We start from the raw sequence: 19,025 nt of genomic DNA, 5'->3' as shown, positions 1-19,025 counted from the left end.
AAAACCCGGCTTGGTAGCGACCTAGTAAGCGCGTTCGACCACGAAATCGGCGAGATCGCCCAGCGCCCGGCGCCAGGCATTGTCCGGGAAACCGGACAGGGCCGCCCGGGCGCGGGCCGCGTGGTCGCGGGCCTGCTCGACGGTGGCAGCCAGCGCGCCGTGTCCGTTCATATAGTCCAGTGCGCGCTCGAAATCGCCGTCCTTCTGATCGGTCTCGGCAATCACACGGCGCCAGAAGGCGGCCTCGTCCGGACCGGCCTGTTTCAGGCTCAGCGCGACCGGCAGGGTGACCTTGCCCTCGCGGAAATCATCCCCGGTCGACTTGCCCAGCTTGGCGGCGGCTCCGCCATAATCCAGCGCATCGTCGACCAGCTGGAAGGCCAGGCCCAGTTCGCGGCCATAGGTTTCCAGCGCGGCTTCCTCGTCGGACGGGCGCGCCGCGACAATGCCCGAGACCTGCGCCGCGGCGGCAAAGAGCGCGGCGGTCTTGGCATCGATGATCTGCATGTAAGTGTCGACGGAGACGCCGATATCCTTGACCGCGGAGAGCTGGCGCACCTCGCCCTCGGCAATCGTGGACGCGGCGGCGGACAGCACGCCCAGCGCCTTCATCGACCCGGCCTCGACCATCAGCGAGAAGGAGCGCGCGAACAGGAAATCGCCGACCAGCACGCTGGACGCATTGCCCCAGACCAGATTGGCCGCGACCTTGCCGCGGCGCATGCCGCTCTCGTCGACGACATCATCGTGCAGCAGGGTAGCGGTGTGGATGAATTCCACGGCAGCGGCCAGGCGGATCGGCGCCATATCGGTATGGCCGAGCATATTGGCCGCCGCGACGGTGATCATCGGACGCACGCGCTTGCCGCCGGCCTCGATCAGGTAGCGGGCCAGTTCCGGGATCAGCGCGACATGGCTGTCCAGGCGCTCGAGAATGAGCGCGTCGACACGGCGCATGTCGTCATAGGCCAGGACGGCCAGGCGTTCGGCGGCATTTTCCCGCGCCGGAACGTCTGCCGCGTCGGCTTTCAGCATGCTGTCCAAGCCAGCTTCCTCTTGCACCGGGTGAAACGGATCGAGACAATAGAAATCCGATCCCCGCGCGGCAAGCCGCGGAGGCGGTGACGAAACAGCACAGGGAATGAAAAGCCCGTGAAAGATGTCCTCAAGACGGCCGATCCGGTGAAACTCTCCTTCGCCCGCTCGGTGCTGCGCGATGCCGGGATCGAGAGTTTCGTGCTCGATGAGGGCATGGCCTCGATGTATGGCGACGGCATTGAATTCGTGAAGAAGCGCCTGTCCGTCATCGACGAGGAGGCCGATCGCGCACAGCGCCTGATCGACGAAGCGCTGGCGCAGAGCGAATGAGCGCGGCGGCGAAAATCACCGAGGACCGGCTGCTGGACGGACAGGTGCTGCTGCGCCAGGGCGCGGACGGTTATCGCGCCGGCATGGATGCCGTCCTGCTGGCCGCAGCCATCGATGCCCGTCCCGGCGAGCAGCTGGTCGAGTTCGGCTGCGGTGCCGGTGCAGCGCTGCTGTGTGCGGCCTGGCGGATGCCGGGCGTGCGCATCACCGGCTACGAGAAGGACGCCGCCACGGCCGGGCTGGCGCGCGAGAATGTCGCCGCCAACGCGCTGGACGGCAATGTCGAGATCGAGACGGCGGATATCGCCCGCCTGGGCGCCGGGCACGGCGCCGACCAGGTCTTCTTCAACCCGCCCTATTTCGACGATCCGGGCGTTCTGCGCGCGCCCAAGGACGGCAAGCGCGACGCCTGGCTGTCGGGCAGTGCGCCGCTGGGCATCTGGATCCAGGCCGCCGCGCGCAGTCTCAGCGCCAAGGGAAAGCTGACCCTGATCCACCGCGCCGACCGTCTGGGCGATATCTGTCACGGGCTGGAAAAGAGCTTCGGCTCGGTCGTGATCAAGCCCGTCCATCCGCGCATCGACAAGCCGGCCAAGCGCGTCATCGTCTCCGCCCGCATCGGCGGACGCGCCCCGCTGGTACTGTTGCCGCCGCTCATCCTGCACGCCGGCGAGCGCCACACCCCCGAGGCCGAAGCCATAATGCGCGGCCGCGCCGTGGTGGAGATGGGCGGATGATCGCCACCGCGCTCCTCCTCCTTCTGGCCGTCATTCTCTGGCTGGCTTTCGGGCGCCGGAAGACGGCCAGCCGCGATGCCGCCGCCGATGCGGCGCGCCGGGCGGTGCAAGCGCGGCTCGATGGCGGTGCTGCGCCGCAACAGGAAGCGCAGCGGGACAGGGACTCCCGTGCTTGATTAGGCGGGCGGGCTTGCCTAGTGTCCGCCCGATTTCTGCCGCGTATTCTTTCGCCGGGACTTTGAGATATGGCCGCCGACACTGCGCCCTCCTTCCAGGAGCTGATCCTGCGTCTTCAGACCTATTGGGCGGGGAAGGGCTGTGCCATCCTGCAGCCCTATGATTTGGAGGTCGGCGCCGGCACGCTGCATCCGGCCACGACGCTGCGCTCGCTCGGCCCGCGCCCCTGGCGCGCCGCCTATGTCCAGCCTTCACGCCGCCCCGGCGACGGGCGCTATGGCGAGAACCCCAACCGGCTGCAGCATTATTACCAGTTTCAGGTGCTGTTGAAGCCCTGCCCGGCCGACATCCAGGACCTCTATCTCGGTTCGCTCGACGCCATCGGCATCGATCGCGACCTGCACGATGTGCGCTTTGTCGAGGACGACTGGGAGAACCCCACCGTGGGCGCCTGGGGCCTGGGCTGGGAAGTCTGGTGCGACGGGATGGAAGTCAGCCAGTTCACCTATTTCCAGCAGGTCGGCGGGCTGGATGTCGACCTCGTCTCCGGCGAGCTGACCTACGGGCTGGAACGTCTGGCGATGTATGTCCAGGGCGTGGAGAATGTCTACGATCTGGACTTCAACGGCGCCGGCCTCAAATACGGCGACGTCTTCCAGGAAGCCGAACGCCAGTATTCCGAATTCAATTTCGAGCATGCCGATGTCGACATGCTGATCGAGTGGTTCAAGGGTGCGGAGAACCAGTGCAAGGCGCTGCTGTCGCTGGACAAACCCCTGCCCCTGCCCGCCTATGATTTCTGCCTGAAGGCCTCGCACCTGTTCAACCTGGTCGACGCCCGCGGCGCCATTTCCGTGGCCGAACGCGCCAGCTGGATCGCCCGCGTCCGCGAGCTCGCCAAGGGCTGCGCGGAAGCCTGGGTGAAGAGCGAACGCGCGCTGCTGGAGCAGGCGTGATGGTACGTTTCGCCCTACTTGGCGCGCTTGTGCTGGTGCTCGTCGCGGGGCTGTCCTACGCACGCATGCTCACTGGCGACGGCTCGGTTGTCGGGGTTGCGCCGCCAGCAGCGCACGAACGAACCTCATATATCGAGCAGGGCCTCATCCCGTCTTCTTTGCCGGCCGACGCGACCATCAATAGCATCACGCGCGATTGCTGTGGTGGTGAGTATCTACTTGTGACATTTGAACTCGGCTCGCCTCTGCAAGACGAATGGCTGTCGCAGGTTCGGGAAATTCCCCACACCCCGCGTGCGGACGAAGCCGGTGAACTTAGCACAGCGCGAGCGACCGGGCGCACACTTGTTTTTGGCGATGTGTGTGAAGACGGCGCCGCTTGGCGATACCATATCGCCGAGACCGGTTCAGGAGGCGCTTTGTTTGTTGGAACCACGTCCCGCGCATGCACCGAACCCACGGAGGCCGCATCATGAAACTTCCCCTTCGCGGCGGCTGCCAGTGTGGCGAGGTGCGCTATGAGGTCACCAAACAGCCGCTGACGCTGTACACCTGCCATTGCACGACCTGCCAGCAGCAGTCCTCCTCGGCCTTCGGCATGTCGATGCTGGTCGAGCGCGACGGCTTCCGCTTCCTCAAGGGCGAGGTGGCGGCCTTCACCATTCCCACCGAGTCCAGATCGAACAAGCTGGGCCTGTTCTGCGGCAAGTGCGGCACGCGCATTGCCAACGACACCGAGGGCCGCCCGGCCCTGTCGCTGAAGGCCGGCACGCTGGACGATCGCGCCAAGCTGCGCCCCGTCGGCCATATCTGGACCCGTTCGGCCCAGGGCTGGATGAATTTCGACGAAAACGCGCTGACCTATGACAAGGCGCCCGACGACAGTTATTACGCGCTGATGGAGCGCTGGGCGGCACAAGAGCACGCCTCGTAACGGAACCCGATAATGTCCGAACTCCTGTTTGAAATCTTCTGCGAGGAAATCCCCGCCCGCATGCAGCCGAAGGCCGAGGCCGATCTCGAGCGTCTGCTGGGCGAGAAGCTGACGGCGGCGGGTCTCGCCTGGTCCTCGCTGACCACATTTGCCGGACCGCGCCGCCTCGGCCTCGCCATCGACGGCCTGCCGGTGAAGACGGAAGATGTGCGCGAGGAGCGCAAGGGTCCGCGCGTCGGCGCGCCGGACAAGGCGGTGGAAGGCTTCCTGCGCGGGGCCGGTGTCGACAGTCTGGACGCCTGCGAAAAGCGCGAGGACAAGAAGGGCGAATTCTGGGTCGCCATCATCGAAAAACCCGGCCGCGCCACGGCCGAGGTGATCGCAGAGGCGATCCCCGAGGTGATGAAAGCCTTCCCCTGGCCCAAATCCATGAAGTTCGGCGAGGACGGCAAGGCCCAGCGCTGGGTGCGTCCGATCCAGCGTCTTCTGTGCCTGTTCGACGGTCAGGTGGTGGATTTCGAGGTCTATGGCATCAAGTCAGGCAATCTCACCGAGGGCCATCGCCGCATGGGCCGCGGCCCCTTCGAGATCACGGATTTTGCGCAATACACGAAAGTGCTGCGCGAGGACGGCCATGTGATCCAGCAGCGCGAAGAGCGCGAGGCGATCATTCTGGACGGTGCGCGCAGGGTGTGCGCCGAGGCCGGTCTGGAACTGGTCGAGGATCCGGGGCTTCTGACCGAAGTCGCCGGTCTGGTGGAATGGCCGGTGCCGCTGCTGGGCGAGATGGATCCGGACTTCCTGGACCTGCCGCCGGAAGTCATCACCCTCACCATGAAGACCCACCAGAAGTATTTCGCGGTGAAAAAGCCGGGCGAGACCGGCGTGACGTCGAAATTCGTCGTCATCGCCAACCAGGTCGCCCCGGATGGTGGCAAGGCCATCGCGGCGGGCAATGCCCGCGTCCTCTCGGCCCGCCTCTCCGATGCGCGGCATTTCTGGGATAACGACCGCAAGACGCCGCTCGACGAGATGGCGAAAGAGCTGTCGAAAGTGACGTTCCACGAAAAACTGGGCACGGTCGCCGACAAGGTCGAGCGCGTCGCCGCGCTGGCGCGCGAGCTGGCGCCTGTGGTGGGCGCAGATGCCGATCTGGCCGAAAAGGCCGCGCGCCTGGCCAAGGCCGATCTCGTCTCCGAGATGGTCTATGAATTCCCCGAACTGCAGGGCGCGATGGGCCGCTACTACGCCCTCGACCAGGGCGAGGACGCCGCCGTCGCCGACGCGATCAAGGACCACTACAAGCCGCAGGGCCCCTCGGACGAGGTGCCGACCGCACCGGTCTCGGCCGCCGTCGCGCTGGCTGACAAGCTGGACACGCTGGTCGGCTTCTGGGCGATCGACGAAAAACCGACAGGCTCGAAAGACCCGTTCGCGCTGCGCCGGGCTGCGCTGGGGGTGATCCGGATTTTGCTTGAGGGCGGGTTCCGACTTGGTCTGACCAGCTTCAATGGACCCAACCGAGGCAGCTATACTCTTCAACTTGCCGCCGGGCGCGCGTTCTTTGATGCGATCCATTTCTCCGCCGAGCGTGGAGAAATGGAACTGGCAGATGCACTGCTCGACTCGGCTGGCGTGACGCTTCAAGCTGAACGAGATCAAGTGCGCTCCGGCGAGAAACTGGGATCTGACTTGTTTCACGCCCCCTACCAGTTTGACTTTGCTGACGAAACTCAAGCAGGTGTCCTCGCCTTCTTCGCCGACCGTCTCAAGGTCCACCTGCGCGACGAAGGCATCCGCTATGACGTGATCGACGCCGTCTTCGCCCTCGGCGATGACGACCTCGTGCGCGTCACGGCCAAGGCCCGCGCGCTGCAGGCCTTCCTCGACACCGAGGACGGCGCGGCGCTGCTGGCCGGGTATAACCGCGCCTCGAACATCGTGCGGGCGGAAGAGAAGAAGGATGGCGAAGGCGCCTTCGAGGGCGCGCTGGAAGCGGACTATCTCGCTGCCGCCCCGGAAGACCAGGAACGCGCGCTGATCGCCGCCGTCAACACGGTGAAGGGCGAGGCGCAGCAGGCGCTGGTCGCGGAGAATTTCGAGGCGGCCATGGCGGCCCTGGCAACGCTGCGTGCACCGATCGATGCCTTTTTCGAGCATGTCACCGTCAACAGTGAAGATGCCGCGTTGCGCCGCAACCGGCTTTTCTTATTGTCGCAAATCCGCACGGCCGTCCGCGCCGTCGCAGATTTCGACCGGATTGCAGGCTAGAGGCATCATGTTTCCGATTGACCACGACCGTTCCGTCGCGCACCTGCCTGAGGCAGGTTGCGGCCGCGTCGTGGAAGCAGCAAACACCGTGTCATCCCGGCCGGATGCCCCGCTTTTGGCGGGGCGTAGAGCCGGGACCCATACGCGCCGATGCCGGCCGGAAGCAGGGTCGATATCCGCGACAGCTGGACACGCATGGGGATTATGGGTCCCGGATCTCCGCCCGGCCCGGGGCCGGGCATGCGTCCGGGATGACAAGGATTTTGCGGTTTCGTCCGAGGCCCCTCATCCGGCCCTTCGGGCCACCTTCTCCCCGGTCGGGGAGAAGAAGGTCGTGGCGACACCACGAACACCTCCCTCTCCCTTGGGAGAGGGATCGAGGGAGAGGGGGAAGACACCGTCTTTCGCCCTTCAATCCCTGAGCGGGGTTTCCCCCTCATCCGCCCTTCGGGCACCTTCTCCCCTGGGAGAAGAAGGTCGTGGCGCAGGCCACGTCGCACATCTAACTCCGGGAGTTCGATAGCATGAGCGCACAGACCAAATGGGTTTACGCCTTCGGTGGAGGGGACTCGGAAGGCGAAGCCGGCATGCGTGAGCTCCTTGGCGGCAAGGGGGCCAATCTGGCCGAGATGGCCAAGCTGGGCCTGCCGGTGCCGCCGGGCTTCACCATCACGACCGAGGTCTGCACCGCCTATTACGAGAATGACCACGCCTATCCGGCCGATCTGGAAGCCCAGGTCGAGGCCTCGCTGGCCAAGCTGGAAGCGGCGGTCGGCAAAAAGTTCGGCGATCCGGCCAACCCGCTGCTGGTCTCGGTGCGCTCCGGCGCCCGCGCCTCCATGCCGGGCATGATGGATACCGTGCTCAATCTGGGCCTGAATGACGAGACCGCCGAGGGCCTGGCGAAACTGTCCGGCGACCGCCGCTTTGCCTATGACAGCTATCGCCGCTTCATCCAGATGTATTCCGACGTCGTGCTGGGCGTGGACCATGCCGTGTTCGAGGACATCCTGGACGGGTTCAAGGACGATAACGACTACTCGCTCGACACCGAGCTGTCGGCCGATGACTGGGTCCACATGGTGGCCGAGTACAAGAAAGCCGCCGCGCGCGAGCTGGGCCGCGATTTCCCCGCCGATCCGCGCGAACAGCTGTGGGGCGCCATCGGCGCCGTGTTCGGCTCGTGGATGACCGAGCGCGCCAAGACCTATCGCCGCCTGCACGACATCCCGGCCAGCTGGGGCACGGCGGTCAACGTCCAGGCCATGGTGTTCGGCAATATGGGCGAGACCTCGGCCACCGGCGTCGCCTTCACCCGCGACCCCTCGACCGGCGATACCGGCTATTACGGCGAATTCCTGGTCAATGCCCAGGGCGAGGACGTGGTGGCGGGCATCCGCACGCCGCAATGCCTCACCGAGGCGATGCGCGAAAAGATGGGCGACGAGAATCCGTCCATGGAAACCGCCATGCCGGAGAGCTTTGCCGAGCTGGCGAAAGTCTTCGACAAGCTGGAACGCCATTATCGCGACATGCAGGACATCGAGTTCACGGTCGAGGCCGGCCGGCTCTGGATGCTGCAGACCCGCAATGGCAAGCGCACCGCCAAGGCGGCGCTGAAGATCGCCGTCGACATGGCGTCCGAAGGCCTGATCACCACGGACGAGGCCGTGATGCGCGTCGATCCGGCCCAGCTGGACCAGCTGCTGCACCCGACCCTCGATCCGGAAGGCGAGCGCGATGTGCTGACCACCGGCCTGCCCGCGTCGCCGGGCGCGGCCTGCGGCAAGGTCGTGTTCGACAGTGACGAGGCCGAGGAGCGCCGCAAGGCCGGCGAGAAAGTCATCCTCGTTCGCATCGAGACCTCGCCGGAAGACATTCACGGCATGCATGCCGCGGAAGGCATCATCACCGCGCGCGGCGGCATGACCAGCCACGCAGCCGTGGTGGCCCGCGGCATGGGACGGCCCTGCGTCTCCGGTGCCGGCCAGATCAAGATCGACTATGCCAACAGGCAGTTCGCGGTCGGCCGCCGCATCGTCAAGGACGGCGAGACCGTAACCATCGACGGTGCCACCGGCCAGGTCCTCTATGGCGAAGCCAAGATGATCAAGCCGGAGCTGACCGGCGATTTCGCCAAGCTGATGGCCTGGGCCGATACGCACCGCCGCATGAAGGTGCGCACCAATGCCGAAACGCCGGCCGACTGCCAGACCGCCGTCGATTTCGGCGCCGAGGGCATCGGCCTGTGCCGCACCGAACACATGTTCTTCGAGGCCGACCGGATCGCTGCCGTGCGCGAGATGATCCTGTCGAACGACCAGGACGGCCGCGTCACGGCGCTGGACAAGATCCTTCCCATGCAGCGCGAGGACTTCAAGGAAATCTTCCGCATCATGGGCGAGCGGCCCTGCACGATCCGCCTGCTGGATCCGCCGCTGCACGAATTCCTGCCGCACTCGGAAGAGGATGTCGTCGACGTCGCCAAGGCGACCGGCCTGCCGGCCGACCAGCTGCTGGCGCGCGCCCGCGACCTCGCCGAGAGCAATCCCATGCTCGGCCATCGCGGCTGCCGCCTGGGCATCACCTATCCGGAAATCTACGAGATGCAGGCCCGGGCCATCTTCGAGGCCCAGGTTGCCGTGGAAAAGGAAACCGGCTTCCAGCCGCTCGCCGAGGTGATGATCCCGCTGGTGGCCACTGCCGCCGAGCTGTCCATCCTCAAGGCCCGCGTCGCCGGTGTCGCCAAGGCCGTGGCCGAGGAGACCGGCGGCAAGCCGAAATACCTCATCGGCACCATGATCGAACTGCCGCGCGCCGCCCTGCGCGCCGGAGATATCGCCCGCGATGCGGAATTCTTCTCCTTCGGCACCAATGACCTCACCCAGACCACGTTCGGCCTGTCGCGCGACGATGCCGGCAAGTTCCTGAACGACTATCTCGAGGCCGGGATTTTCGAGAAGGATCCCTTCGTCTCGCTCGACCGTGACGGTGTCGGCGATCTCGTCCGCATCGCCGTCGAGCGGGGCCGCGCCGAGCGCGACGGCCTCAAGCTGGGCATTTGCGGCGAGCATGGCGGCGATCCCAACTCGATCGATTTCTGCGAGGAAGTGGGCCTGGATTACGTGTCCTGCTCGCCCTATCGCGTGCCGATCGCCCGGCTTGCCGCGGCCCAGGCGCGGCTGCGCCGGCTCTGAGGAGAGCGGGTGCAAGCCAGCCATTCCTTTGCGGATGGCCAAGGCAAGGCAAGAAAAACACAAGAGAAATCGGCTCTTCCCTTGTCAGGGGAGAGTCATTTCTTATTTGTAATCGACGGGTGATATTGACCTGACCGGCGCACGCCCATAGATACGCGCTCCTTATTTCATGAAGGATTCAGTAAGCAGCGGCCATGATAGATTCGTGGAATCTACAGAGTGATTCGACGAATGGTCAGAACGAACAGTGATCGGATGAATCTGGACGACGCACGCAGCCAGCAGAAGCAGCTCGCGACCGCATTCCACATGCTGGCCGCCCTGGTGCTGTGCGCGCTGACCATCCTGGTCCTGAACCTGGCCTCGGCCCGCGCCCGCGAACAGGACGAGACGCTGCAATGGCAGCGCCTGGCCGGCACCTATCTCGCCCGCGGCGATGTCGGCACCGACTGGCAGGCCCCGCGCACGCTGCGCGTCGCCTCCATCCTGCTCGAGTCCGACAGCGAGGCCGGTGCCATTCTGCGCGCCCGCTCGCTCGACGATCTGCAGACCTTCGACAGCTCGCACTTTTCCACCGCCGCCAATCTGACCTCCGAGGTCGATTGCCTGTCGCGCGCCATCTATTACGAAGCGCGCTCGGAGAGCTTTGTCGGCCAGCTGGCCGTCGCCCAGGTCATCATGAACCGGGTGCGCCATCCGGCCTATCCCGGCACGATCTGCGGTGTGGTGTTCGAAGGCGCCGAACGGATGACCGGCTGCCAGTTCACCTTCACCTGCGACGGCTCGATGATCCGCGAACCGCGCGGCCGCTCCTGGCGCCGCTCGCAGCTGGTCGCCCAGCACGCCTTCATGGGCTTCGGCCGCGACGTCACCCGCCGCGCGACGCACTATCACACCGTCGCCGTCGATCCCTACTGGAACGACAATCTGGTGCGCACGCGCCGGATCGGCACGCACATCTTCTACCGCTTCCCGACGCGCCGCGAACGCGATGCCGGGATCCTGCGCGAACGTGATGCCTGATCGTCACCGCAATGGGTGCGTCATGTGTCCCTTATGGTGCACTTATGTCAGGCTTGTGATGCAGCAATTTCGCTACTGATAGACGTCCAGACCGGCTGCGTCGGCCCGTTTACGGACCTGGCGGTGGAAGATCCAGAAGGCCGCAATCCCGGCCACCAGGGCCAGCGCATTGATCCAGCCTCCGCCCAGCGCCTGGGCCGTCAGCGCCCCCACGCCGCAGCCCGCACTCCACACCGCCCACAGCCCCGCCACCCGGCGATGACTGGCCCCCAGCGCGATCATCAGCTGATAGGCATGCGCCCGGTGCGCCACAAAGGCTGACCGTCCGGCGCGTACCCGTGCGGCCATGGTCAGAAGAACATCAGCCAGAAGCGGCAGGATCAGCAGCGGCGCCAGCCAGACCGCCCCCTCGCCCGACATCCGCGCCCAGACCAGCGCCAGTCCGGCAAAGATAACCGCCATCCCCAACGCCCCCACATCGCCGCAGAACAGCCGTCCACGCGCGCTGGCCAGCGGCGCATTCCACACGGCAAATCCGGCCATTGCGCCAGCCACACCGAAAGCGGCCACGGCAACACTGCCCCCGGCCAGAACACCTAGCGCCAGAGCGGCCGGGATCAGGACTGCGGCAATCAGACCGTCCGACCCGTCCATGAAATTCACCGCATTCGCGGTGGTGAAAATCCACAGCGCCGAGCCGGCCAGTCCGGCCAGCCAGGGCAAGGCAATCCCCAACTCGGTCACGGGTCCCGCCATGCCTGCAACGGCAATCGAGACCAGGGCCAGAACCGCGAATTTGAGCGTCTCGGATAAAGTGACGAGATCGTCCAGCAAGCCCAGCCCGGCCGCGATCCCGCCTCCCAGCGCAATCCCGGCCAGCGCCGCACCCGCCGCCGGACTCCCCGCATCCAGCAGGGCCCAGGCCGCAAACACGCCCGCCATCGCGCCCAGCCCGCCACCGCGCGGTGTCGGATCGCGATGATTGGAACGCTCATTCGGACGATCCAGAATACCCGCGCGCAACATCATGCCGGCCACCGCCAGCGCAACGAGGAAGGCCGTCAGGGCGGAAATGAGCCCCGCCATCATGCCGGCATCTCCGGCGCTCCCAGGGTCACCGCCTGCGCGAAACCGGGATAGGCTTCAGCGGCGCTTTGCGCCTCGTCGATCGTATCGAACAGGGCGAAGCAGCTGGCACCAGACCCGGTCATCCGGGCCAGCCAGGCGCCCGGCTGGGCGTGCAGCCATTCCAGCGTATCGCCGATCACACCTTCCCGGCCGATCACGACAGCTTCCAGATCATTGGCCTCGCCGGCCAGCCAGCCCGCCAGATCGCCCTGATACCAGGGCCCGTCCGCAAGCGGTCTGGGTTCCCGGCTGTCGAAGGCGACGAAGACCGGTCCCGTCGGGACAGCCACGCCAGGATTGACGATGACAGCCGGCAGGCCCGGCCCGATCTCGACCATCTCGATCCATTCGCCGATCCCGCGCATGCGCAGCGGCCGGGAATAGAGACACGCCGGCACATCCGCGCCCAGGTCAAGCCCCAGCTCGGCCAAGCGGTCGAGCGGCCAGTCCAGCTTCCAGAACCGGTTGAGCGCCCGCAGCGCCGCAGCAGCATCGGCCGAACCGCCGCCCAGCCCGGCTTCCACCGGGATCGCCTTGTGCAGATGGATACGCGCCGCGCGATCGAGGCCTGCTGCGCGCTGCAGGGCCACAGCCGCCTTCATGACGAGATTGTCGTGCCCCCCGGTCAGCCGCCGCGACGGTTCGCCGGACATGGTCAGCAGGAAGGCCGGACTGTCATTGACGCGGACCTCGTCGCCCCAGTCAGCGAACACGACAAGACTGTCGAGGGGGTGATAGCCGTCCGTCCGCACGCGTCCGACCCGGAGGGTGAGGTTGACCTTCGCCGGTGCGAATTCCCGGACCTCGCCCGGGCTCACGGCTCCGGCACCTCGGCGGGATCGGCCGGTGCGTCGCCATTGGCGGCATAGACAGGCGTGTGTTCCGGCGGCTGACCGTGCTCGAGGCGGTATTCCAACCCCTCGCGCTGCTCGTCCGTGGGATCGAGATCGATGGCCCGGCGCCACTGGAAGCCCGCCTCCAGCCGGCGGCCGACCTGCCAGTAGGCATCGCCGAGATGGTAATTGGCCGTCGCACTGCCCGGATTGAGTTCCGCCGCCCGCTCCAGCTCCTGCACCGCCAGATCGTAATGGCCCAGCTGGTAGTAGGCCCAGCCCAGGCTGTCGATCACATTGCCGTTCTCCGGTGCCATGTCGGCGGCCTGCGCGATCATCTCGAAGGCCTCGTCGACCCGCTCGCCACGATCGATCCACATATAGCCCAGATCGTTGAGCACGGTGGACTGGCCCGGGGCCAGCTCCAGCGCAGCAAGATACTCGGCCTCGGCGGCTTCCCAGTTGTCCAGCATCAGATAGCAGGACGCCCGGAAATAGTGATAGCGCCAGTCGTCCGGCAAGCCCTGTTCACGGTTGAGCGTCATGGCCTGACCATAGAGATCAACCGCTGCTGCCCATTCTCCGGAGATCCGGGACATGTCGGCGTAGAGCAAGATGGCCTCTGCGGCTCCCGTCCGCTCGGCAAGATCGCGCGCGGCGGCATGGGCCGCCTCGATCCGGCCCAGCGTCGCCATCAGCACGATCCGGTCGATCTGCGCACCCAAGCGGAACGGACCCTCGGGAACCGAGGCATATTCGGCCAGGGCGAGATCGTGCAGGCCGATCCGGTCGAGCGAGCCGGCCAGCACGATGTGCAAAGGCGCGAGGTCCGGGTCCATTCGCTGGACCATGCGCATATAGATGATCGTGAGGTCCATGTCGGCCTGGGCCGCCAGATCCGCCGTCGGCCCCAGCACGGCGCGGGCTGCCAGTCCCGGAATGTCCGGCCGGCGCGGAGCCCGACGCCCCTGGCTGGCGGTCTCGTAGAGCGCCTGGATGCTGGCCTCGTTCGGATCGTCTTCCAGATAGGTCTCGAACAGGGTGGCGGCCTCGGCGCGACGCCCTTCGCGCATCAGGAAACCGCCATACATTTCCGTCGACAGGCGGCGGAAGGTCGAGGTGAAGACCGCCGAACGGTAAGCCGCCTCGGCCGCCGCCGGATTGCCCGCGGCCTCGAACAGCATCGCCTTGTGCAGCCACAGATGGGACGCCAGAAAGCCCGGCGCCTGCATGTCGCCGACCTCGGTCAGGGCTTCGTCGCCCCGGCCGGCGCCCATCAGCGCCCAGTGGCGCAGTATGTCCTGGAAGAAGGTATTGTAGGGGCCATAGTCCGGCGCCGCGTCGAGAACGCTCAGGGCCGTGCGATAGTCGTGGCGCGAGATCCGGTCGGAAGCGCGAAACAGGGTCGCCAGCCGGCTGGGATCGCCCGCCTCGCTTGCCGAAACGGCCAGGGCCGAGGCCCGGTCAAGATCGCCGGCGATGACCGATGTTATAAAGGCCCGGTCGGCGAGCACCGAATTGCCCGGCAACCGGTCGAGCGCCTCGAGATAATAGTCCGCCGCTCCCGCCGCGTCACGGTTCACACCGGCATAGCGGGCAGCCAGAAAGGCGCCATAGGCCGAGGTTTCCTCCTCGGCCGGCACGGTCACGCAGGATGTCAGGGCCGTTGCCGCGAGCAGTGCGGGCCAGGCGCGCAGGATGCTTGTCATGGCGTCATGCTCGCTCCGCACCGCCCGGCGCGCAAGGCCTGATGGCTGTGAGCCGGATTACATTCCCGCATACATCGGACCGCCGCCGCCTTCCGGCGTGGTCCAGTTGATGTTCTGGTTGGGGTCCTTGATGTCGCAGGTCTTGCAGTGCACGCAGTTCTGGGCGTTGATCTGGAAGCGCCGTTCTCCGGTCGTCTCATCCTCGATCCACTCATACACGGCCGCCGGGCAATAGCGCGCGGAGGGGCCGGCATAGACCTCCCATTCGGATGCCTTCTGCAGATCCATATCGGCCACCTTGAGGTGAACCGGCTGGTCCTCCTCGTGATTGGTGTTGGAAATGAAGACCGAGGACAGACGGTCGAAGGTCAGCTTTCCGTCCGGCTTGGGGTATTCGATCTTGCGGAACTTGTCCGCCGGCTGGGTGCTTTCGGCGTCGGTCTTGCCGTGGCCCATCGTGCCGAAGGGCGACCAGCCGCCGAACAGCGTGTTGCACCACATGTCCAGCCCGCCCAGGGCGATACCGATCGTGGTGCCGAATTTCGACCAGAGCGGCTTGGCATTGCGCACGGCCTTGAGGTCCCTGGCGACCCAGGAATTCTCGTAGGCCGTCTGGTATTCCGCCAGCTCGTCATGCGCGCGGCCGGCGCCGATGGCGGCAAACACGCTTTCTGCCGCCAGCATGCCGGTCTTCATCGCGTTGTGGCTGCCCTTGATGCGCGGCACGTTCACGAATCCCGCCGAACAGCCGATCAGCGCACCGCCCGGGAAGGCCAGTTTCGGGACCGACTGGAAACCGCCTTCGGTGATCGCCCGGGCGCCATAGGAGATACGCTCGCCGCCTTCCAACACATCGCGGATCGCCGGATGCGTCTTCAGGCGCTGGAATTCCTCGAAGGGCGAGATCCAGGGGTTCTTGTAGTTGAGGTGAACGACAAAACCGATCGAGACCAGATTGTCGCCATAGTGATACATGAAGGAGCCGCCGCCGGTGGAATTGTCGAGCGGCCAGCCCATCGTGTGCTTCACCATGCCGGGCTTGTGGTTCTCCGGCTTCACGCGCCAGAGCTCTTTCAGGCCGATGCCGAATTTCTGCGGCTCCTTGCCCTCGGACAGGCCGTAGCGGCCGATCAGCTTCTTGGCGAGCGAGCCGCGGGCGCCTTCGGCAATCAGCGTGTACTTGCCGCGCAGCTCCATGCCGGGCTGGTAGCCATCCTTGTGACTGCCATCGCGGGCCAGACCGAAATCACCGGTCACCACGCCCTTGATGGCACCATCTTCCTCGATCACGTCGGCAGCGGGGAAGCCGGGATAGATTTCCACGCCCAGCGCCTCGGCTTGCTCGCCCAGCCAGCGGCACACATTGCCCAGCGAGACGATGTGGCAGCCATGATTGCTCATCAGCGGCGGGAAGAAGACCGTCGGCAGGCTGATCGAACCGGCCGCACCGAGCACTTCGAAAATATCCGTCTTCACCGGATCGTTGAGCGGCGCGCCTTTTTCGGCCCAGTCGGGGATCAGTTCGTTAAGCGCCTTGGGATCGACGACCGCACCGGACAGGATGTGTGCACCGACCTCGGCGCCCTTTTCCAGCACGGCGATCGACAGCTCCTGCCCCGCTTCGTCGGCGAGCTGTTTCAGACGGATCGCGGCTGACAGACCGGCGGGGCCACCCCCGACGATCACCACATCGTATTCCATGGATTCGCGTTCGATCGGTGCGTCGGTCATTCCAGCTCCCACTCTTTTCTCATCGGTTTCAGCACTGCCCCGCTTGCAGGCCTTCGGTCATACCTTAGGATCGAATACCCATCTAGCGTGTCCGGCTGTCCGGATCAAAGTTATTACGTTGACGTACGCGTAAGCCATGTCCAACCCTGGTGCCACACTCGACCCGCACGACGAAAAGGCTCTCAAGGCCCTGATCGCGTGGTGGGAGGAAGCCGGGATCGAGCTTGATGCTCCGGTCCAGAGGCCCCGGCCTGCGCCGGCGGCCGGCGCGGCGCGTGGCCGGACGGCACCCTCGACAACACCCGCCACTGTCCGCGACACGCAACAGGCTGCGCCCCAGCGCACCGCCACCGCGGCAGCCGCGCGGGCAGCCGGCTACGGCCAGGCATCCGATGATGGCCCTTCAGCACGCGAACTCGCGGCCGGCGCCTCAACTCTGGATGCCCTGCAGGCCGCCATTGCGCAATTCGAGGGCTGCCCGCTCAAGCGCACCGCCCGCAACACGGTTTTCGCCCGCGGCAATCGCGAAGCACGGATCATGGTGGTCGGAGAAGCGCCCGGCAAGGAAGAGGACGAACAGGGCCTGCCCTTTGTCGGCCGGTCCGGGCAATTGCTGGACCGCATGTTCGCATCGATCGGTCTGGGGCCGGACGATCTGTATATTTCCAACATCCTGAACTGGCGGCCGCCCGGTAATCGCACGCCGACCCAGGAAGAGATCACGATGTGCCTGCCCTTCATCGAACGGCACATCGCTCTCAAGGCACCAGACATTCTCGTCGTCGCCGGCGGTATCTCCGCCCAGTCCCTGATGCGGACATCAACCGGGATCACCCGGCTGCGCGGCCAGTGGGGCGAGTATGCCGTGCGGGATGCGGCAGGCGAGCCGGCAGGCCGAACCATTCCGGTCCTGCCCGTCTTCCATCCCTCCTACCTGCTCCGGCGGCCACCGGAGAAGCGTCTAGCGTGGCAGGACATGCTGGCCCTGGAAGGCCGGCTCGCGGGCTAGATGCAGCACGCATTCCGTGTGCGGCCCCTTCAACGATTTGAAAAGCAAGAGAAAAGGGATGGATTTGTGATGCAGCCCACGCTTGTAATAAACTATTATGACCTCCGATCCGCAACCGTTGATTAACCCTAAAAGCGCGACGGTCTTCCGCGAAATCTGGCCCCAATCCGGCTTGCCGGGCCCGGCCGTACTCTTGAGCAGGAAGGCTCTTTCCTCATGCCCCGGGACACGCATCTCACAGGCGTCGAGCGCCGGTTCGACAAGGACCAGGTCATCGTCACGAAGACGGACCTGAAAGGCCGCATCACCTACGCCAACGACATCTTCCAGCAATTGTCGAACGTCACCGAGAAACAGTCCCTCGGTCAGCCGCACAGTTTTATCCGGCACCCGGACATGCCGCGCTGCATCTTCAAGATGTTCTGGGAGACGATCCAGGGCGGAAACGAGATTTTCGCCTATGTGATCAATCGCGCCACCAATGGCGATCACTACTGGGTCTATGCCCACGTCACGCCCAGCTTCAACGATGCCGGCGAGATTGTCGGATACCACTCCAACCGCCGCAAACCGGAAGAGCGCATCCTCAATGAAGAGGTGATCCCGCTCTACGCCGCCCTGCGCGAGGAAGAGGCCCGGCACGAGAATGCCAAACAGGGTCTCGCCGCCTCCACCGACAAGCTGACCCGCCACCTGGCCGACCTTGGCCTCGAATACGACGAATTCATCTGCACGCTCGGCCAGGGCCAGCGTCGCGGTGATCGCTAGGAGCCCGTTCAATGTTCGTCACCAAGGAACGCAAGGCCATCCGCCGCGCTGCCGCCATTGTCCGTGCCGTCGCCGAAGGCGATTTCGAGAAGCGTATCATCGGCGTGTCCGACGATGCCGAGATCGCGGAGCTGGAACTGGCCATCAATCTTCTGATCGACCGCACCGACGCCTATCTGCGCGAAAGCCAGACCTGCGTCGAGTATGTCCGCAAGAACAAGCACTTCCGCCTGATCCCGGAAACCGGCATGGTCGGCTCCTTCCGCAATGCCGCGCAGGCCGTGAACACGACGCTCTTCGGTATCAAATCCCGCCATGAGAGTTTCATCGAACTGGCCGGTGGCCTGGAAGCGCAACTGGCAGATGTCATGGACAAGGTGTCGGACACGATCGGCTCCCTGCGCGAGACTGCAGACCAGCTCTATGCCCGCTCCAGCGATGCCTCCGAGCGCTGCACCAGCGCCGCGGCCGGCGCCGAACAGGCATCCACGAACATGCAAAGCATCGCGGCTTCGGCAGAAGAGCTCACCTCCTCGATCTCCGAGATCAATCGCCAGGTGGTCAGCTCGGCTGACCTTGCCGCGGGTGCTGTCGAGAAGTCGCGGGCGATGAATGCGACGATCGAGGGCCTGACCGGCGTGACCGGCAAGATCGGCGATGTCGTTCGCCTGATCGAGGCCATTGCCGACCAGACCAACCTGCTCGCGCTGAACGCGACCATCGAAGCGGCCCGGGCGGGCGAGGCCGGCAAGGGCTTCGCCATCGTCGCCCAGGAAGTAAAGACGCTGGCCGGCCAGACCGCCCAGGCGACGGACGATATCGGCCACCAGATCCAGGACCTGCAGCGCACCATGACCGGCGCGGTGTCGGCCAATTCCGTGATCTCCTCGGCGATCGAGGACATCAATACGGCGTGCAATGCCATCGCCGCCGCCGTCACCGAGCAAAGCGCCGCGACCAGCGAGATCGCCCGCAATGTCAACGAGGCCGCCACCGGAACCGGCGAGGTTTCCAGCGGTATCGGTGTGGTTCACTCCGCCACCGAGTCCACCCAGGCCTCGGTCGAAACGGTGATCAGCTCGACCGACATCCTCCTGCGCCAGGAACGCAGCCTGAACACGCTGCGAGACAATATCTCCAGCTTCCTGGTTGACCTGCGGAAGGTGGGCTGACCCGGCCCGCCT

General features: G+C 65.6%; 17 protein-coding genes. 12 read left to right on the top strand and 5 right to left on the bottom strand.

Annotated features, from left to right (window positions below):
• Positions 1-21: 21 nt before the first annotated feature.
• The gene (locus JJ918_RS07485) at positions 22-1,035 is read right to left on the bottom strand and encodes a polyprenyl synthetase family protein (protein ID WP_291885309.1); all 1,014 of its coding nucleotides are present in this window, start codon (positions 1,033-1,035) and stop codon (positions 22-24) included.
• 117 nt (positions 1,036-1,152) lie between these two features.
• Here JJ918_RS07485 and JJ918_RS07480 point away from each other — a divergent pair, with 117 nt between their 5' ends.
• The 9 genes from JJ918_RS07480 to JJ918_RS07440 all read left to right on the top strand — a co-directional run bounded on the left by JJ918_RS07480 (position 1,153) and on the right by JJ918_RS07440 (position 10,663).
• Positions 1,153-1,368, top strand: a complete 216-nt coding sequence (locus tag JJ918_RS07480) for a DUF2007 domain-containing protein (RefSeq protein ID WP_291885306.1) — start codon at positions 1,153-1,155, stop codon at positions 1,366-1,368.
• Positions 1,365-2,105 (top strand): methyltransferase, encoded by a 741-nt coding sequence (locus tag JJ918_RS07475; protein WP_291885303.1) that lies wholly within the window; start codon positions 1,365-1,367, stop codon positions 2,103-2,105. Before JJ918_RS07480 ends, JJ918_RS07475 begins: the two co-directional genes overlap by 4 nt.
• Entirely contained in the window at positions 2,102-2,281 is a 180-nt protein-coding gene (locus JJ918_RS07470; protein WP_291885300.1) for a hypothetical protein, read from the top strand. The genes JJ918_RS07475 and JJ918_RS07470 overlap by 4 nt, the downstream gene beginning before the upstream one ends.
• 69 nt (positions 2,282-2,350) lie before the next feature.
• Complete coding sequence (locus tag JJ918_RS07465) at positions 2,351-3,238, top strand: glycine--tRNA ligase subunit alpha (protein ID WP_291885297.1); 888 nt, start codon at positions 2,351-2,353, stop codon at positions 3,236-3,238.
• Positions 3,238-3,714, top strand: coding sequence for a hypothetical protein (locus tag JJ918_RS07460; RefSeq protein WP_291885294.1), 477 nt, complete (start codon positions 3,238-3,240; stop codon positions 3,712-3,714). Before JJ918_RS07465 ends, JJ918_RS07460 begins: the two co-directional genes overlap by 1 nt.
• Entirely contained in the window at positions 3,711-4,172 is a 462-nt protein-coding gene (locus tag JJ918_RS07455) for a GFA family protein (protein WP_291885291.1), read from the top strand. Before JJ918_RS07460 ends, JJ918_RS07455 begins: the two co-directional genes overlap by 4 nt.
• 12 nt (positions 4,173-4,184) lie before the next feature.
• Entirely contained in the window at positions 4,185-6,443 is a 2,259-nt protein-coding gene (gene glyS / locus JJ918_RS07450; RefSeq protein WP_291885288.1) for a glycine--tRNA ligase subunit beta, read from the top strand.
• Positions 6,444-6,967: 524 nt separating this feature from the next.
• On the top strand, positions 6,968-9,640 hold the full coding sequence (gene ppdK / locus JJ918_RS07445; RefSeq protein WP_291885285.1) for a pyruvate, phosphate dikinase: 2,673 nt from the start codon (positions 6,968-6,970) through the stop codon (positions 9,638-9,640).
• Between the two features lie 255 nt (positions 9,641-9,895).
• The gene (locus tag JJ918_RS07440; RefSeq protein ID WP_291885282.1) at positions 9,896-10,663 is read left to right on the top strand and encodes a cell wall hydrolase; all 768 of its coding nucleotides are present in this window, start codon (positions 9,896-9,898) and stop codon (positions 10,661-10,663) included.
• Between the two features lie 72 nt (positions 10,664-10,735).
• On the opposite strand, the gene JJ918_RS07435 is transcribed toward JJ918_RS07440, so the two are convergent.
• Genes JJ918_RS07435 through JJ918_RS07420 form a run of 4 tightly spaced genes read right to left on the bottom strand, consistent with a single transcriptional unit; the run spans position 10,736 to position 16,064 of the window.
• A complete protein-coding gene (locus tag JJ918_RS07435) occupies positions 10,736-11,752 on the bottom strand; it encodes a hypothetical protein (protein WP_291885279.1) in 1,017 nt (338 codons plus the stop codon).
• Positions 11,749-12,609 (bottom strand): 4-(cytidine 5'-diphospho)-2-C-methyl-D-erythritol kinase, encoded by an 861-nt coding sequence (locus JJ918_RS07430; RefSeq protein WP_291885275.1) that lies wholly within the window; start codon positions 12,607-12,609, stop codon positions 11,749-11,751. Before JJ918_RS07430 ends, JJ918_RS07435 begins: the two co-directional genes overlap by 4 nt.
• Positions 12,606-14,333, bottom strand: coding sequence for a tetratricopeptide repeat protein (locus JJ918_RS07425; protein WP_291885273.1), 1,728 nt, complete (start codon positions 14,331-14,333; stop codon positions 12,606-12,608). Before JJ918_RS07425 ends, JJ918_RS07430 begins: the two co-directional genes overlap by 4 nt.
• Before the next feature lie 57 nt (positions 14,334-14,390).
• On the bottom strand, positions 14,391-16,064 hold the full coding sequence (locus tag JJ918_RS07420) for an electron transfer flavoprotein-ubiquinone oxidoreductase (protein WP_291885270.1): 1,674 nt from the start codon (positions 16,062-16,064) through the stop codon (positions 14,391-14,393).
• 136 nt (positions 16,065-16,200) lie between these two features.
• Here JJ918_RS07420 and JJ918_RS07415 point away from each other — a divergent pair, with 136 nt between their 5' ends.
• The 3 genes from JJ918_RS07415 to JJ918_RS07405 all read left to right on the top strand — a co-directional run bounded on the left by JJ918_RS07415 (position 16,201) and on the right by JJ918_RS07405 (position 19,013).
• Positions 16,201-17,073 (top strand): uracil-DNA glycosylase, encoded by an 873-nt coding sequence (locus tag JJ918_RS07415; RefSeq protein ID WP_291885267.1) that lies wholly within the window; start codon positions 16,201-16,203, stop codon positions 17,071-17,073.
• 216 nt (positions 17,074-17,289) lie between these two features.
• Positions 17,290-17,841 carry a PAS domain-containing protein gene (locus JJ918_RS07410; RefSeq protein ID WP_291885265.1) on the top strand — a complete coding sequence of 184 codons (552 nt, stop codon included), beginning with the start codon at positions 17,290-17,292 and terminating at the stop codon, positions 17,839-17,841.
• Positions 17,842-17,852: 11 nt separating this feature from the next.
• The gene (locus JJ918_RS07405; protein WP_291885262.1) at positions 17,853-19,013 is read left to right on the top strand and encodes a methyl-accepting chemotaxis protein; all 1,161 of its coding nucleotides are present in this window, start codon (positions 17,853-17,855) and stop codon (positions 19,011-19,013) included.
• Positions 19,014-19,025: the final 12 nt, after the last annotated feature.

This window comes from Maricaulis sp., assembly GCF_017642925.1.
Classification (GTDB): Bacteria; Pseudomonadota; Alphaproteobacteria; order Caulobacterales; family Maricaulaceae; genus Maricaulis.
This window is presented reverse-complemented; position numbering and strand designations above follow the sequence as displayed.